The 16910-nt window shown below is 28.3% G+C and carries 14 protein-coding genes; 1 reads left to right on the top strand and 13 read right to left on the bottom strand.

Translation table 11 applies throughout. From position 1 onward, the window contains the following. The first annotated feature begins 264 nt into the window (after window positions 1–264). Window positions 265–5145: a type ISP restriction/modification enzyme gene (locus AC5YGC_RS04280; protein ID WP_496139025.1), complete on the top strand. Its 4881-nt coding sequence runs from the start codon at window positions 265–267 to the stop codon at window positions 5143–5145. A gap of 14 nt (window positions 5146–5159) precedes the next feature. On the opposite strand, the gene AC5YGC_RS04285 is transcribed toward AC5YGC_RS04280, so the two are convergent. The 13 genes from AC5YGC_RS04285 to AC5YGC_RS04345 all read right to left on the bottom strand — a co-directional run bounded on the left by AC5YGC_RS04285 (window position 5160) and on the right by AC5YGC_RS04345 (window position 16842). Further along, complete coding sequence (locus AC5YGC_RS04285) at window positions 5160–5306, bottom strand: hypothetical protein (protein WP_496139026.1); 147 nt, start codon at window positions 5304–5306, stop codon at window positions 5160–5162. A 6-nt stretch (window positions 5307–5312) separates the two neighbouring features. Next, window positions 5313–8702, bottom strand: a complete 3390-nt coding sequence (locus tag AC5YGC_RS04290) for a TM0106 family RecB-like putative nuclease (protein ID WP_496139027.1) — start codon at window positions 8700–8702, stop codon at window positions 5313–5315. Beyond that, complete coding sequence (locus AC5YGC_RS04295) at window positions 8683–9990, bottom strand: DUF2130 domain-containing protein (RefSeq protein ID WP_496139028.1); 1308 nt, start codon at window positions 9988–9990, stop codon at window positions 8683–8685. The genes AC5YGC_RS04290 and AC5YGC_RS04295 overlap by 20 nt, the downstream gene beginning before the upstream one ends. A gap of 9 nt (window positions 9991–9999) precedes the next feature. After that, on the bottom strand, window positions 10000–10332 hold the full coding sequence (locus tag AC5YGC_RS04300) for a hypothetical protein (protein WP_496139029.1): 333 nt from the start codon (window positions 10330–10332) through the stop codon (window positions 10000–10002). Between the two features lie 22 nt (window positions 10333–10354). Continuing rightward, window positions 10355–10921, bottom strand: a complete 567-nt coding sequence (locus AC5YGC_RS04305; protein ID WP_496139030.1) for a hypothetical protein — start codon at window positions 10919–10921, stop codon at window positions 10355–10357. Between the two features lie 5 nt (window positions 10922–10926). Further along, on the bottom strand, window positions 10927–11655 hold the full coding sequence (locus AC5YGC_RS04310) for a DUF4116 domain-containing protein (protein ID WP_496139031.1): 729 nt from the start codon (window positions 11653–11655) through the stop codon (window positions 10927–10929). After that, entirely contained in the window at window positions 11652–12656 is a 1005-nt protein-coding gene (locus AC5YGC_RS04315; RefSeq protein ID WP_496139032.1) for a DUF4116 domain-containing protein, read from the bottom strand. Before AC5YGC_RS04315 ends, AC5YGC_RS04310 begins: the two co-directional genes overlap by 4 nt. Then, entirely contained in the window at window positions 12656–13291 is a 636-nt protein-coding gene (locus tag AC5YGC_RS04320; RefSeq protein WP_496139033.1) for an MORN repeat-containing protein, read from the bottom strand. The genes AC5YGC_RS04315 and AC5YGC_RS04320 overlap by 1 nt, the downstream gene beginning before the upstream one ends. Then, a complete protein-coding gene (locus tag AC5YGC_RS04325; protein ID WP_502313997.1) occupies window positions 13288–14106 on the bottom strand; it encodes a hypothetical protein in 819 nt (272 codons plus the stop codon). The genes AC5YGC_RS04320 and AC5YGC_RS04325 overlap by 4 nt, the downstream gene beginning before the upstream one ends. Next, window positions 14082–14846: a hypothetical protein gene (locus AC5YGC_RS04330; RefSeq protein ID WP_496139035.1), complete on the bottom strand. Its 765-nt coding sequence runs from the start codon at window positions 14844–14846 to the stop codon at window positions 14082–14084. Before AC5YGC_RS04330 ends, AC5YGC_RS04325 begins: the two co-directional genes overlap by 25 nt. A 21-nt stretch (window positions 14847–14867) precedes the next feature. Continuing rightward, entirely contained in the window at window positions 14868–15467 is a 600-nt protein-coding gene (locus AC5YGC_RS04335; RefSeq protein ID WP_496139036.1) for a hypothetical protein, read from the bottom strand. Between the two features lie 65 nt (window positions 15468–15532). Beyond that, a complete protein-coding gene (locus tag AC5YGC_RS04340; RefSeq protein WP_502313998.1) occupies window positions 15533–16249 on the bottom strand; it encodes a hypothetical protein in 717 nt (238 codons plus the stop codon). After that, complete coding sequence (locus AC5YGC_RS04345; protein WP_496139039.1) at window positions 16246–16842, bottom strand: HD domain-containing protein; 597 nt, start codon at window positions 16840–16842, stop codon at window positions 16246–16248. The genes AC5YGC_RS04340 and AC5YGC_RS04345 overlap by 4 nt, the downstream gene beginning before the upstream one ends. Between the last annotated feature and the right edge of the window lie 68 nt (window positions 16843–16910).

Here is a 16910-nt window from a genome sequence, read left to right on the forward strand (position 1 = left end):
CCATATATCAAAACTCCTATTGTTGGTTGTATTTTTAAGGGAAAGTAATTTGTAGTTTGTAATGGTTTCACCCCTTCTCATATCAAGAGGTTTACGTAAAGAGGAATATAAGGAAAAAAAACGTAAACGCAAAAAAAGGAATGAAATCCAATGCATGATTCTATTTAGATCATTGATGTATGTTTAAAATTTGCTCTAATAATGTTGAGTTTATGAATTTAAATAACTAATAGTAAACTAAAAAAGTTTGTGTTATTTTTTTATATGTCTTCAATTTTTAACAAAACATTAGAAAAAATAAGAGCTAAATCTTCTAATACAGTTGAACAAGGTTCTGCTTTTGAAAAACTCTCAAAAATATATTTTGAAAATGATGATATTCAAAAACAACAATTTAATAAAATTTGGCACTATAAAGACTGGGCTAAAGAAAATCTCAACTTCTCAAAAACTGACATTGGTATTGATCTCGTTGGAGAACTAAAAAATGATAAAGGTCTTGCTGCAATTCAGTGTAAATTTTTTAGATCTGACCATCAAATTACAAAAGAAGATTTGGACTCCTTTGTTTCTGCATCGTCTAGTGAAATCTTTACCAGGCTAATTCTAATTGATACTTCAAATGAAGATCTTGGACCTAATGCCAAAAGTATGATCGACAACTTAAACAAAACATATCAAAGAATACAAAAATATGATTTAGAAAACTCTAGAATAGATTGGTTGGAGTATATTGAGAACGATAAAATTATTTTATCAAATAAAAAAGAACCTAGAGATCATCAAATAAAGGCTATTGAGGAAGCAAAAAAATATTATTCATCAAATTCTAGAGGAAAAATGATTATGGCGTGTGGAACAGGTAAAACCTACACTAGCTTAAAAATTGCTGAGACAATTGCTAATAAAAAATTTATTTTATATATGGTTCCTTCACTAGCTCTAATGTCGCAAACTATTAGAGAGTGGAAAAATGATTGTGAGGAAGATTTTATAGCTTTTTCTGCATGTTCTGACAAAAAAATTGGAAAGGTAAAAAATGATAACGATCTAATTCAAGTAAAGTTAAATGAATTAGCAATACCAGCTACTACAGACTCTAAAAAATTAGCAGAAGAAATTTTAAACGTTGAAAAAAATAAAATGATAGTTGTCTTTTCTACGTATCAATCAATCGAAGTAATATCAGATGCTCAAAAAAAATTTAATATGAATTCGTTTGATCTTATAATTTGTGATGAGGCACATAGAACTACTGGTGCAACATTTGAAGATCAGGAAGAGTCACATTTTGTTAAAATTCATGAAGATAAATATGTAGAGGGCAAAAAAAGATTATATATGACAGCAACACCCAGAATATTTGGTAATAAGGCAAAGAAAAAAGCAGATGAAGGTAGAGTTGAACTTGCATCAATGGATGATCCAGATAAGTATGGAAAGGAATTCTTTAATAGGGGGTTTAATTGGGCTGTAGAAAATAACCTTTTAAGTGATTATAAAGTTGTTATTCTTGCTGTTGATGAAGGTCTAGTAAGTTCAAATTTACAAAAATCACTAGAAGATGGAAGTGAACTTAATCTAACTGATGCTACAAAAATTATTGGTGTATACAAAGCTTTAGCAAAAGTAGGATTTGATAAAAATGAAAATGAAAAATTAAAACCAATTAAGAAAGCTATTGCCTTTACTCAAAGTATAGAAATTTCAAAAATATTTCAAAAAGAATTTTCAAGAGTAATTAGTGAATATGTAAAAAATGAAAATATTAAAGAACAAAGTAAAGTCGATCTAAATGTAGAGGTTCAACATATTGATGGTACTTTTAATGCAGATCAAAGAAATAATAATCTTAATTGGTTAAAAGATGACACAGAAAATAATATCTGCAGGATTCTTTCAAATGTAAAATGTTTATCTGAAGGTGTGGATGTTCCTAGTCTTGATGCAATAATGTTTTTACATCCTAAAAAAAGTCAGATTGATGTAGTACAGGCAGTTGGCAGAGTAATGAGAAAGGCTGAGGGTAAAAAATTAGGATATGTAATTATCCCAGTAACCGTAGCACCTGGGGTTTCACCAGAAAAAGCTTTAAATGATAATGAAAAATATAAAGTTGTCTGGCAAATTGTTAATGCACTTCGAACGCATGACGAGAGATTAGATGGAAAAGTAAATATGTTGAGTTTGGGCGAAGACATATCAGATAAAATCGAAATTGTAACTATGTCAGCAGAACAAGATGCTACCACTGCAAAAGTTGATGATGTTAAAAAGAAAAAACAAAAAAAAGACAAAGAAGAGGATGTAATTATTAATATTGATCAAAATGATGAAAAACAAGAGGATGATAAAACTTCAGCAGAAGACCAAATGTCATTTGAACTTGACGATTTATCACAAGCTATAAAAGCTAAAATAGTTCAAAAATGTGGAACTAGAGACTATTGGGAAAACTGGTCTTCTGATATAGCTAAGATAGCCAAAGAACATATTAATAATATTAATTCAATAATTGTTAAATCAAATTCAAAAGAAAAAAAAGTATTTGATAGTTTTTTAAAAGAAATTAGAGATGATTTAAATCCAGAAATTTCTGAAAATGATGCTGTTGAAATGCTTGCTCAACACATAATTACTAAACCTGTCTTTGATATTCTCTTTGATGGTAACGAGTTTACCAAAGAAAATTCAATATCAAGAGCTATTCAATTTACAGTAGATAAAATATATTCACCTGGTGATGTTGGAAAAGACTCAACTTTAAATAATTTTTATGAAAGTGTAAAAAGACGATCAAGTGGAATTATTACTTCTAAGGGTAAATCAAAATTAATTAACGAACTTTATGAGAGATTTTTTAAAAATGCTTTTCCACTAACTACTCAAAAACTTGGAATAGTTTATACCCCTATTGAGATTGTAGATTTTATGATTTCATCAACACAATATCTATTAGATGTTGAATTTAATAAGAAATTAAGTGATAAAAAAGTTAGCATTCTTGATCCATTTACTGGAACTGGAACTTTCATAAATAGACTGCTTAGTTCTGAAATTTTCAATCCAACTCAACTAAAATATAAATATGAAAATGAAATTCATGCAAATGAAATAATTCTTTTGGCATATTATATTGCTACAATAAATATTGAGTCTACTTATCATTCAATTATAAAAAGTAATCAATACCAACCGTTTAATGGATCTGTACTGACAGATACTTTTCAATTATACGAACAAGAAAGAGATTTAATTGCTGACTTGTTGCCAGATAACTCAAAAAAAAGAACAAGACAAAAAAAAAGTCCTATTAAAATAATTATATCTAATCCACCGTATTCTATTGGGCAGAAGTCAGAAAATGATAATGCTCAAAATATAAAATATCTAAATTTGGATGAAAAAATTAGAAGCACATACGGTAAAAACTCCCAAGCTGTAAGACAAAGTGCTTTATATGATAGTTATATAAGAAGTTTTCGTTGGGCATCGGATAGACTGTCAGATGATGGAATAATTGCATACATTACTAATGCAAGTTGGATAGATAATAAAGCTACTGATGGTTTTAGAAAAACTTTATTTGAAGAATTTTCATCTATATATGTAATAAATTTAAGAGGCAATGCTAGAACAGCTGGTGAATTAAGGAAAAAAGAAGGTGGAAATATATTTGGGTCTGGTAGCAGAACACCTATAGCGATTACTTTTTTAATAAAGAATAGCAAATCAAAAAAAAAGGGAGAAATATTTTATTACGATATTGGAGATTATTTTGATCGAAAACAAAAATTAAACAAAATAAAACAATTTTCAAGTATCAAAACTATTGTAGAGAATAATAAATTTGAAAATATAATTCCTAATAAAAATAATGATTGGTTAAATAAAGGGAATGATAAATATGATAATTTGAAACTTTTATCATCTAAAGATAAAAATGAAAAAAATAAAATTTTTGAGATAACATCCTCAGGAGTAGTTACAAGTAGAGATAAGTGGTGTTATAATTTTTCAAAGACAAAATTGAAACAAAACATAGAGTTGACTATTAATTTTTACAACCAACAATTAAATAAAATTATAAATAAAAATTTAAATATAGAGCAGATTAAAAATGAGGTAAGTAATGACAAAAAAAAAATAAGCTGGTCAAGAGGTTTATTTCAAAAAATTCAAAAAAAGAAAAGATTAATATTTGATGAAAGTAAAATAATGATTTCTCAATATAGACCATTTATAAAAACTTATGTGTATTTTGATAAAGATTTAAACGAAGTTCAGTATCAGTTGGGCAAAATTTTTAACAAACATGATAAATTAAATCCCATTATTGCTTGTGCAGGGAGTGGAAATAAAAATGATTTTTCTGCATTAATGATAAATGATTTACCAGACTTTCAAGTTATGTTTAATAGTCAATGTTATTCATTAAATACTTATAACGACAATAATTTAGAGGATGGCTTGTTCTCCAATCAATTTGAAAAACACTCAAATTTTGAAAAAGTAGATAATATTAATGAAAAAGAACTTATTTTTGTAAAAAAGTTCTATTCAGATAAAACAATAAGTAAACATGATATATTTTATTACATTTATGGCTTACTTCATTCAAAAGAATTTATTAATGACTTTTCAAACAATCTAAAAAAAAAAAGTATTCGTATACTATATGTTAAAATATTAGATGATTTTAAAAATTTTGTTAAAATTGGCAAAAAACTTTCAGAATTACATATTAATTTTGAAAACCAAAAAAAATACCCTTGTAAAATAGTTAACTTTGATAAGGACATAAAAGACAAAAAAAGTCTATTTCGAGTTAATAAAATGCATTTTAAAAAAGTTAAAAAGGTAACTGATAGAACAGTAATAATTTATAATAATCTAATTACTTTAGAAAATATTCCATTAGACACATATGATTATGAAATTAATGGAAAATCTGCTGTTGAATGGGTTATGGATAAACAAATGATAATGCGTGATGATGATACTGGAATTATAAATGATCCTAACGATTATGCTAATGAAACTATGAAAAATCCTGCTTATCCATTAGAACTAATACAAAAAGTAATTACTGTTTCACTAGAAACGAATGAACTTGTAAAAAGATTACCCAAATTAAAGATTTAATTTTTATTCTTTATTTAAGTTTTTATTTTGAAGTTTCCGTGGCTAATTTCTTTTGGATTTAAATCTAAAATTCTTGTTTGTTTTTCTGATAAAATTCCTACTATCTCTAGATTATTTTTCTTAAGAAAATTTTCTATTTTATCAAAATAAAAAGCAGTCATAATTATTTATTGAATTTTATATTTTAAAAGTTTGCAAAAATTATTAACTAGTCTCATCTCATTTATTTTTTGGCAATTAGCGAGTAAAAGACTCGGGTTAAATAGAATAATGGCTAAGCTCTGGGCACGCGATATGCCAACATTTAATCTATTTCTACTAAAAAAAAATTCCTTATGTCTTGGTAAATTTTCAGGATCTGACGAAGTCATTGATATAAACACAACTTTTGATTGCTGTCCTTGGAACTTGTCTATTGTACCAATTTTTGCTTCATTTTGATTTATTATTTTTTTCAAGTTATTAACCTGCATATTAAATGGGGTTACAACCATAATATCATCTTGAGTTATTTTCTTATTTTTTCCAACATCAATTGAATCCTTTCCAATAATCTTGGAATAATAATCTTTGATTATTTTTGCTTCTTCATCAGATTTTTGAGTACAGTCTTTGTGGTCTGTTGGAAGAAAAACTATACCTTCATTCTTAATATTTTTTAAATCTAACTCTAAAGATCTTTCACTAGTTACTGGGTGTGGCTTAAGACGAAAATCGTAAAAACTTGATGAAATATAATCACAAATATTTTTATTTAGTCTTCTAGTTTCACTTAAAAATATACCTCTAGAAACTGGTATGGTGTCTTCACCTTCAAGTAAAAAATCTAAAGCACTCTTTCCTGAATTACCAGAATGAATTCCTTGGATTGGTTGTGATAATTGCATTTGATCCCCAATAAGAATAATATTTTTTGTACTTGTTGCAATAGCCAATGTATTGGCAAGAGCTACTTGACCTGCTTCATCTACAAATAAATAATCCATTTTTAAATCGTATCTTGGGTCTGAGAATAGCCAAGCTGTTCCAGCATGTAATAAATAATCTTTAGGAAACTCTTTCATTCTACCGCTTACATCTTCAATGATTTTACCATTTAACCTTTGCTCTTCTTTGCTTGATTTTTTTAAACCTTTAAATGTAAAATTTTCTTCTTCAGCTAAATCTTCTATTTGAGTTAAAAGATTATTAATCGCTTTATGTGAATTACTGGTAATTCCAACTTTTTTATTATCTTTAAGTAAACTTAAAATAATTTTAGCAGATGTGTAAGTTTTTCCAGAGCCCGGCGGACCTTGTACTAACAAAAATGAAGAGTTTAATTTTTTAACTACTAAAATTGACTCTTCTACTAAATCTTTTTTAATATCTATAATTGCGTCACCTTGTTTAATACCAGCTACGTCAGGGTAATTATTTTTTAATATATCTTCAGCACACTTATATTTTGTTTGTTTAGATTCCGAATAATCGATAATAAATTTGTTTAATGCAGAAGCAATTGTAGCAGAGTTAACAATTGCACTAGGTCCAAAGTCAAAATTTTTAGGAGGCTCGCCAACTTTATCTAAACGTTTTTGTCCTAAAGTGCATTCAATATAGTTTTCATCATCTTTAATTTCAGTAATTTTAGTTATGGTACCAAAAGAGGTATCAGAGATAATGTCAAATGCAGTATCCCCTTCTTTTAATTTGAAATTTTGTTCCTTAAATTTATAAACAAACGTAATTTTATCTGAATCTTTTATTGAAATCTTTTTTTCAAACAAAGCACTAGCAATACATTCGGGGTCATCTTCAAGCTCCTCAGGTGTTTTTTCAAGTCGATCAAATTTAGCCCAATATTTTGATTTATCCTCTCTTCTGTGAAAGCCTACGAGATTAATTAATTCCTCGATAATTGTAGGATTACCAGTCTTTTTTTTAGCTTCTAATTTTAAAAGAGTTGAAGTTTCTTTAACTTCAAAATCTTTAACTTCTATATTTTTATCTTTCTCATCTTCTGTTTGAGAAAACCATGAATAATCTTTAGGTCTATTTTCCAGTAGAAAATTTCTTAAATCATGTGTTGATATACAATCTTCCTCATTATAATTAATAATGTCACTCATTGCTGTTTTATCACCAGTAGAGCACCAATCATCAAATAATCTTATACTATCATCAGCGGTTTTAATGTTAGCACTTCTTTCGTCACGATAAAATTTTTCAATTGTTTTTAATGAAAGATCTTTTTCAGTTGTTTGCATGCATTGAGATACGACGCGATATAAATCGACAAATTTTTCTTGTCTAAGTAAACGATCTACAAAATTATTTCCCTTGGGAAAAGATGATGAATATTCTGATGCAAGTTCCCTTAAAGCTCTTTTTTCGTAATCATTATAATGATAAATGTAGGCATCAGGGTATTTATTAAAATGTTTTTCTAAAAAAATAATTAATTCTATAAATATATTTTTTTCTTCTTCTTTGTTATACTTTTTTACACCAAAGTATTTGAATTCTTTATTTTTATTATTATCAAAATATATACCATGTAAATATTCAAAATTTCTTGCATCAGCTTGAGGGAACCCTTCTATATCATAAAATAAATCACCTGCATTAGGTTCGGGCATTTTATAAAGCCCTTTGTCATTTTCTGTTTCATTAATTACAAATCTGCTTTTTCCAGTTATTCTTTTCTCTTCTTGAAGCTTGGCTTGTTCATATAACTTAATTTTAGTAGAAGGGTTTATCTTTGATTTAATATCATTAATTTCTGTTGTAGCTAAAGCTTCTACTGTTCTAATATTTTCTTTTTTTAATTTTGTAATTTGTGAAACATTTATTCCACATATCTGGTTAATATAATTGTCTCCTACCCAAATTTTTTCACACTCATCAAGCCATGGACAAATATTACAAAATGAACATTTTTCTGGATATAAATTTATTTTCTCAACTTTTGGTAAAAATTTCTCAAAATTATCTTTTGTATATAAAAAATAATCTAAAAATTCACTTACTTTAAAATCATGTGTTATATTTGCTCCATCTATTAAATACATCTTAATAGGAGTAAATCCTTGTATTTTACTTAACAGATATGAATAACCTGTGATTTGCAAAACATGTTTAGGTCTAAGATTTTTAGTAATTTTGGTATCGTAAACTTCATAACTATAATCTCCTAACTTAGATTTACTTTTTATTTTTAATAAAAAATCTACTTCACCTCTAAAGTTATTATCAATAAAATATGCTTTATAAATTAAATCATGGCCATCTTTTAGGGCCTTAATAGTTTCAGCACACTTTTTTTCAGCTGATTGATTGGGATTTATTGTGATGTGTTTTTTATGTTTTTTTTTAAGTAGTTCAAAATGGTTAGCTTCATGTTTTATTCCATATTCAATTCTAAGCTTTAAATTTGCGTTTTTTTCTTTTTTTTTGAGCTTTAACTCATCTTTTAGGCGGTCATTTTTAATATGATATTTACAAGATACAAAATTATTCAAATCTGTTGGGGAATAATTTGATTTATCCACTTTTTTACTCAATGAACTGATCATCTTTGTGTTCTAGTAAATCATCAGGAAATATATCACCTACAGAACGTGTAAAAGAGGTCACTATTTTAACTAAATTAGTTTTAACACCATTAATAGTTTTTTCTTTATTTGCTGACGATCTTTCAAATGCTGTACGTTCTTGTTTGAAAATCTTCTCCATTGTTCTTATCTCAGAAATCATACTTTTAATAGGCAATTGAAAATTAGGACTATTTAAATTAGCCCAGCATTTTTTCATGATCTCAGGAATTTCATGATCGTTATTCTCTCTAGCTTTAAGGATTAAAATTGAACGAATTCTATTAACTACAACATGAATAATTTTAAATTCCATAGGAATAATTGTTATTGAATTTCCGTGTCGCTCCACATAACTGGTATATTTATCGATATCAGCAGGGAGACAGGTATGGGATGCAACAATAATTCCATTTGCAATACCCTTCTCTTTCATATCATTCAATAATTTATCTGCCCATTTTTCATTAAAACCTTTTGTGTCTTTGCTTTCAAAATATATTTTTGCAATATTCTTCTTTTCTTTATAATTTATTGTTAAAATACAGTCTCCACCTTTTTCTCCTTTTTTAATTGGCTCTAAATGATCCTCAGGGAATTTTCTTTGTAAGAAGTCTTGAAGGTTTTCTTCTTGAACCTCTCCTTGTAATTCAACATTTTTATTTTTCATCAAAGAAGTCATTTCTTCAGTACGCTTCTTAAGCCTATCGTTTGTTATCTCTTCTCTTTTTTTTATTTGTAAAATTTCTGCATCTTTTTTTCTTTCTAATTCTTTTAATTCTTCGGCGGCTATTTTTTTTGTTTTTATTTGTTCTTCTTTTTTAGCTATTTCAATTTCTTTTGCAGCACTTTCTATTTGTGATTTATATTTTTTAGCAGCATCAATCTCTGCTTTCTTTCCAGCTTCTTTTTTAGCTATTTCAATTTCTTTTGCGGCACTTTCTATTTGTGATTTATATTTTTTAGCAGCATCAATCTCTGCTTTCTTTCCAGCTTCTTTTTTAGCTATTTCAATTTCTTTTGCAGCACTTTCTATTTGTGATTTATATTTTTTAGCAGCATCCATCTCTGCTTTCTTTCCAGCTTCTTTTTTAGCTATTTCAATTTCTTTTGCAGCACTTTCTATTTGTGATTTATATTTTTTAGCAGCATCCATCTCTGCTTTCTTTCCAGCTTCTTTTTTAGCTGTTTCAAAATGTAAATTAAATGCACTATCAGCATCAAATTCCTTCTTACAGCTTGGACAGGTAATTTTAAAAGTATTATTCATATTTATGATTTAACCATATCCTTTGCCAAAAAAATACTTAACTGGTTTAATATTTTTTTTTCTTTTTTCTTTAAATAGCTCATTTTTAGCACCCCTAATAAGGAGGTTTCTTCCCATATATAAAACTTTGGCCTGAACCTCACTCGTAAATCTATTGGGGAATTTTGTTAGTAGTTCACTTGGGGGATAGTCTTCCACTAATAGCTTATTAGCTGAATCTACCATGGATTGGTTTACCTTCCTTAGTAACTTTTTCTTCTCATCAAATGTTAAGTTTTCAAATAATTGAATTAATGCAATTCTTTCTTTTTTTATCCTAAAGTGCTTTTTTGTTTTATTCATTTCTTCTTCTTATTGACTAATACTAGAAAAATAATAATTTTTTATCTGTGGTTTTGATAAATTTTTTGAGCTTAACCTTTGACCAATTTAATTCAGAGTATAAATGAATATCTTCAGTATATGGTTCATTTTGTTTTATTTTTTTATATAAAATTTTAAGAAGTTCATCTTCTTCAGGTTCTTTATTTAACTCAAAATAATTTATGCTCACTATATCTCCGTATGGAATACCTTTTGTTACAATATCGCTTTTAATCAAATAAATTTGAAAATCTTTTTTTTTATTTAAAATACACCTTAATAATCCAAAGTCTAAAAGACTGGAAATTGATTCATTATAGGCTGCAAAAGTTATTAAAGGAACATATGTAAGTTGATTGCTAATTTTTTTAGAAAAATCTATTAATCCCATTCTACTGGTAAATTCATCATTAACTGATATCTCAACTTTTGTGATTTCTTCTAAGGCATCAAATATACTTGGGTTTTCTTTGGAGTTTAAAATCTTAATGAATTGATCTATCTTAAATTTTTTTTTAACTTCTGTTAATTTTTTTTTATCACCATACTCATACTTAATTTTTTTCATTTTTTTCAATTCTTTTTCTTTTTTATTTCTGATAAGAAATATTTTAATTTAAACATTTCTTCTTTAGCTCCTTCTAATTCTGTCATTCCATACTTATTAACCTTATTATCAGTTTTTTTTTTGGACAGAGTTGCTATTGCTTTTTTAGTTATTTTCTGTGCTGCTAAGTTAATCTCTTCATTTTCATAACATGCTTGGGTGCAGTATGGTAAAATATCAGAGCCTTGTTTTACTGCACTTAAGACAAATTTTTTGTCTGCTACTAGGCTGTTATCAAAATGCATGATTGCATCCCTATTTTGTTTTAACACTTCAAGCAAAAAATTTTTGTCTTTTCTTAAAGTATTATCAGCGTAACCAAGAGCATCTATGTTATGCTTTATTATCTTAAGCATAAATTCCTTATCTTTTAATAAATAATTAAATCTTTTATCTATTTCGACATGAAACAATAAAAAGAAAGAATCTATTTTTAATAGATCTAAGAGAAATTTTTTATCTTTTGTTAAACTGTCATGTATGTACACTATAACGCTAGGGTTTAGCCTCACTAACTCTGAAATAAATTTTTTATCTTTTCTTAATCTTTCATCTGCATATTCTAGAGGGTGACCGTATTGACTATGTTTCACGGCCACAAGAACGATTTCTTTATCTTTTTTAAAATGGGCTGGAAGGTTTTCTAATTCAAAACCATCTTTTTTAACTAGTCTTAATGCCTCTTTTTTATTCATTTCTTCTTTTTATTAAGTATTGCTAGAATATCAGGATCTTTCTTTAAACTTTCATCAGCAAATTCAAGAGCGTCACCATCTTTCTTGACCAATTGTAGAATAAATTTTCTATCTTTCTTTAAACTATCAGCAGCAAAATCTAACAATTCAACATCGTAGTTAAATCCCATTAAAACCACTTCTTTATCTGTCATCAAGCTATCATCAGCATCCATCATTGCCCTAGGATTCTCTTTCATTGCCGCAAGAACGACTTCTTTGTCTTTCTTCAAGCTATCATCAGCATATTCAAGGGCAAGACCATTTATCTTTACTGCTTTAAGGATAAATTTTTTATCTTTTTTTAGATGATCACTAGCCTTTTCTAAAAAATCAGCATCAAGATATTTAATATTTTTAAGAAGAATTTTTCTTTCATCTCTGTATTCAGCAATAGTTCTAACTCCATTTACAAATACAGAGTCTATTATATCACCATCAGAGAAAGTTATTTCAAACTTTCCATGCATTTGACCATCTTTAAAATTGCCTCTCCATACTGTACCCTTTTCATTTTCCTCAAAATCTTTTAAATAAGTTATTTTCCCTTTACCGTTTGGAACGTTGTCTTTCCACTGACCTTCATGTTTATAATTACTTGAATAGTTCATTGTGCCAGTTCCATGAAATTTACTTTTTTTAAAATCACCAACATAATGTTGACCATCTACTTTTTTCCATTCTCCTTTTGCAATAAAACCCGTTTTCCATAAACCAATAAATTCATGAGAATCTGGTGTTGTGTAATGACCCCAACCATCAAATGTACCATTTTTAAATTGGCCTTTATAACTTTGTTTATCAGGCCACATTGCAAAACCTAATCCATGTGGCATTAATTTTTTATTATCTTTAGGATCTTTCTTGGTCATGCCTGTGTATTTACAGCCATCAGGGAATGTTATTAAAGCTTCGTTTTTTAGAACTTTTTCTAACTTTTTATCAAATTTTATTTTATTCATTATTCTACAAAGTCTCCATCTTTCCATTTGCCAAAATACCACTTACCATTTGCTGGAGTCACAGTGCCAAGACCATGTTTTAGGTTATTTTTCCATTTACCAACATATTTCTCTCCATCGGGCCAAGTGTAAGTGCCTTGACCATGCTTGCTGTCATTTTTCCATTGACCAACATATTCATCTCCATCAGAGTTTGTGTAAGTACCTTGACCATGTTTTAAATCAAATTTCCATTGCCCGATATACTTGAAGCCATCAGGACGTGTTAAAGTACCTTGACCATGGCGAAAATCATTTTTCCATTCACCAACATATTTTTCTCCATCTAAAAATGACATAGTGCCATGACCGTGTCGTAGATCTTCTTTCCATTGACCAGCATATTTACTCCCATCATTCTTAAAAGTCATAGTGCCTTGACCATGGTGATAAGTATTTTTTAATTGACCTACGTATATTTGCCCTTTCGAAGTCATAGTGCCTTCTTTATGCTGTCCATTTATCCATTGACCAACAAATTTATCTCCATTAACTAAAGTATGAGTTCCTTGGCCATGTGGTTTACCATCCTTCAACTCACCCTTATATTTTGATCCCTCTATTAATAAAAAATTTGGAATAATTTTTTTCTTCATTTCTTCTTCTTTTTTATCCTAAGGTGTTTCTTAATTTTATCTTCACTTAGAACTGTGTTGTCTTCTGTATCTTTAGCAATCATTATTAATAATTTTTCTTGTTCTTTCTTAATATAATTCAGTGCTGCTTTTTTATCCTTAAATTTTTTATCTGAATAATGACTATCGTTAGTCCAATCAAGCCCCTTATAAACTAAAACATAGTACGTTTTGTTGATTTTAGAGCTAATAATTTGATGGCTATAAGCGTGTTGTCTGTAGTCATTTAGTACTGGCCCGTTAGTAGTAAATGCATTTTCTAATTTAAAATTATCACAAACTAATGGTAAGAAAGTTCCTGAATAAAGTGCGTCCTCTAATCTTTTAGTTAACTTTTCTTCGTGCGAAGCAATCTCGTTAAATAATACATCCTCATTATTAATCTTATTACTGCATGCCTCTAAAAGATTATAAAATATTGAATCACCGCCTTTATTACCAGTATCTGTATCTAAATGCTTAATTAATTTTTTTAAATCTAAATTCTTCTTTAGATATTTTAGATCAATTTTTTCACTTGTTCGTTTTCCAGCTAATTGATCAAACTCACCATTTTTCCAATAACCAGACAACTCCTTTCCTTTGGCATCTATAAAAGTTGCATGTCCATGCTTCTTGTCATCTTTCCAGTCACCTCTAAAGGTTGAACCATCTGCCCAAGTAAAAACTCCATAACCATGTTTTTTCTTACCCTTTAGCTCTCCTTCGTATTTGTCTCCATTGGTAAATTTTAAAGTACACTTCTTCATTATTATAGAAGGTCTCCATCCTTCCATTCACCAATGGTTTTTGTTCCATTAAGCCATGTATGAGTACCTTGACCATCCCTTTGTCCATTATCCCATTGTCCAATATATTTTGAGCCATCTTCAAAAATCATTGTGCCTTTACCATGGGGTGCATCAAAATCAATTTCACCCTTGTATTTTTTATATTGTCCTTCATCACTACCGTTTGAATATTCTTGATCAATTTCATAAAATATTTCTCCACTATTTATGTGTACTGGATCTCCATTTTTTCTTTTTTCTGTTCGAATTTCACCATTTAAGATTATTTTCTTAATAGTTTTATATGTTGAGTACTCTATCAATGTAGAATTTAATATTTCACCTTTAACCAAACTCCCAACATCAAAAATACCTTTAATATGACCTATAACATTATCAGTATTATAATTATCTTCTGATCGATAATGCAATTGAATACCTTCACCTATTAGTTGCCAGTCTCCATCGTTAAAAATAAATTCACCCTGGTGTCTACTAAAAGGTGGCATATTATAACTGCCTTTTACAAATACTCCATCTTCCCATTCTCCATTACATGACCAAGGGTTTGGCTCATCAGTATGAACATTTGATACTGTAGAAACCAGTTCACCAAAACCATGTGGTAAACCATCTGAGTTACAAAATCCCATATATTTTCCTTTATAAAAGTAATGAGGAGAATTATCTAACTCAATATCTTTAATCTTTACTGGTTTGATTTTTTTTCCCTTATATTCTTTCATCTAATTTTTCAATTTTTTTCATTAAATAACTTTAGCTATTTCCATATTTTTATAATGATACTTATAAAATATATTATCTAATGGGTTTTTCATCACTTTAATCTTTATTCGATCGTTATTATACCTCAACCAAATATTACTTTCGTCGATTGTATTGCTTCTTAGTCCAACGGCTGTACTGTTAAGTTTAAGATTTTCTTCTTTGGTGACTACTGTAGCAATTGCATATTTATCATAAAGCTCTCTAATTATTTTTTTGCTTGGGGTTTTTAAATTCCACATTTTTTTAACTAACAATTTTTGAGGAAAAGTATGTTCGTGTCTTAAATTTTTTGCAATTAAAATCGTAGGCTTAGATTTTTGAGAGGTGTAAAAATCATAGGCCTTCACGCTCCAAAACGGGCAACCTTTAAATTTTCCAAAAGCTTCACTATACTTCCATATAGTTCTACCTAATATCTCCTTTGTAATTAAATCATTAACTCGCATGCTTTCTTCTGAATAGTCATTGATAGTTTTCAATCTATGAGACAAAATATTAACCGCTATATCTACAGTTGAATTAATCCAATCTTCTGGCTTAGAATTGGTTCTACCTAATTGAAAAGGTTTAGTTTCCACAATCCAACTCTAACAAAACAAAATCTAAGTGTCTACGTGAAGGAATGAGCTAATAATAAACAGGATTAAATAAGTCCAATGATTGCTCCATAAGATAAATACCAACAGTATAATCCTACAACTACATAGCCCATCGAAGGTATGATTGATTTAAAGGTTTTATTTTCACTAAATATTACAAAGGATAGATATAAACAGGCAAGTCCGAATAAGCTAAAAAATATAAAACCAAAAATTACCGCTGATATTTCAAAGTAAAATATAAGAGCAAGACCATAAATAATTATCAAAAATTTATACTCATCGATAAGATTGAACAGTTTTAATACTGGACGACTTGATAAAATAGGCTCAAGAAACTTATTTGATTTAGGCTTTTTCAAGGGTTTAGATTTCTTTTCAGAAGGCTCATTAAAGTTATCAGGGAAACTTTGCCAATCCCCTTCTTCAAATTTTATATAAACTAAATTTAAATATTTTTTTATTTCTTCAAGTAAGTTTGCTTCTTTTTTTTTATGATCTAATAGAAATTTTTGAAAATACTTAAAAAAATCAAATGTTGGAATATCTTTACAGTCTCGTTTATTAATAATTATCCATTTTTCACTTTCTTCTTCACCAATAATTGCTGAAGTTTTATCAATGTCATAAAGGAGCTCGTGATATTTTATTGTACCAGTTTCATATTCGCCTTCTTCACTTAAAGTATACTCCCATTTAAAAACTACTTTGCCGTCTTTATATTGCTTTTGACCCTTATCAATCGTAACAGAGTTTTTCATTTAGAAGAGGCTCTCTTAATCTCTTTAACCACCATTAAGTAATTATCTTTAAGAACTTTATGGCCCTTTAGATGTTTTGAAAACTCTTTGTATAAGCCCTCATAGTACCAGGCAACTTGCTTAGGAGATGCTGTAAACCTGTTCCATATTTTCTTACCCACTCTTTTATAATCATTAACAATACAGGTACCGTTATGTAATTTATCACAAAGGGATACAAACATGGAAGATTGACCTTTTTTCTTAATATCAGAGATGTATTTCTTTTTTCGTTCCTGCCAAGGTGGTTTTGGAACTACTACAGTATCACTACATTCATCAACTATTTTAGCAACTTTACTACCAAACTGCTTTTTAATTTCTTTTAAAACTCTTAATCCACCCTGATCTTCAACAGCGTCATGTAATAAACCTCCTATAGCTTCATCAGTAGTCCCACCATCTTCAATGATATTGTTGCTAACCGATACTAAGTGAGTGAAGTAAGGAATTCCTGTGCCTTTACGATTTTGTTTAAAGTGTATTTTGTATGTAAAATCTAAAGCTTTTTTGTATTTTTTTTTGTCTATTTTTTTACTTAACAAATTGCTCATTATTATAATTATCAATCATACTTTTTTAATAAAAAAATAATAGTAAATATTATTAAAATCAATTATTA

The sequence above is a fragment of the Candidatus Pelagibacter sp. uisw_138 genome (assembly GCF_059512485.2).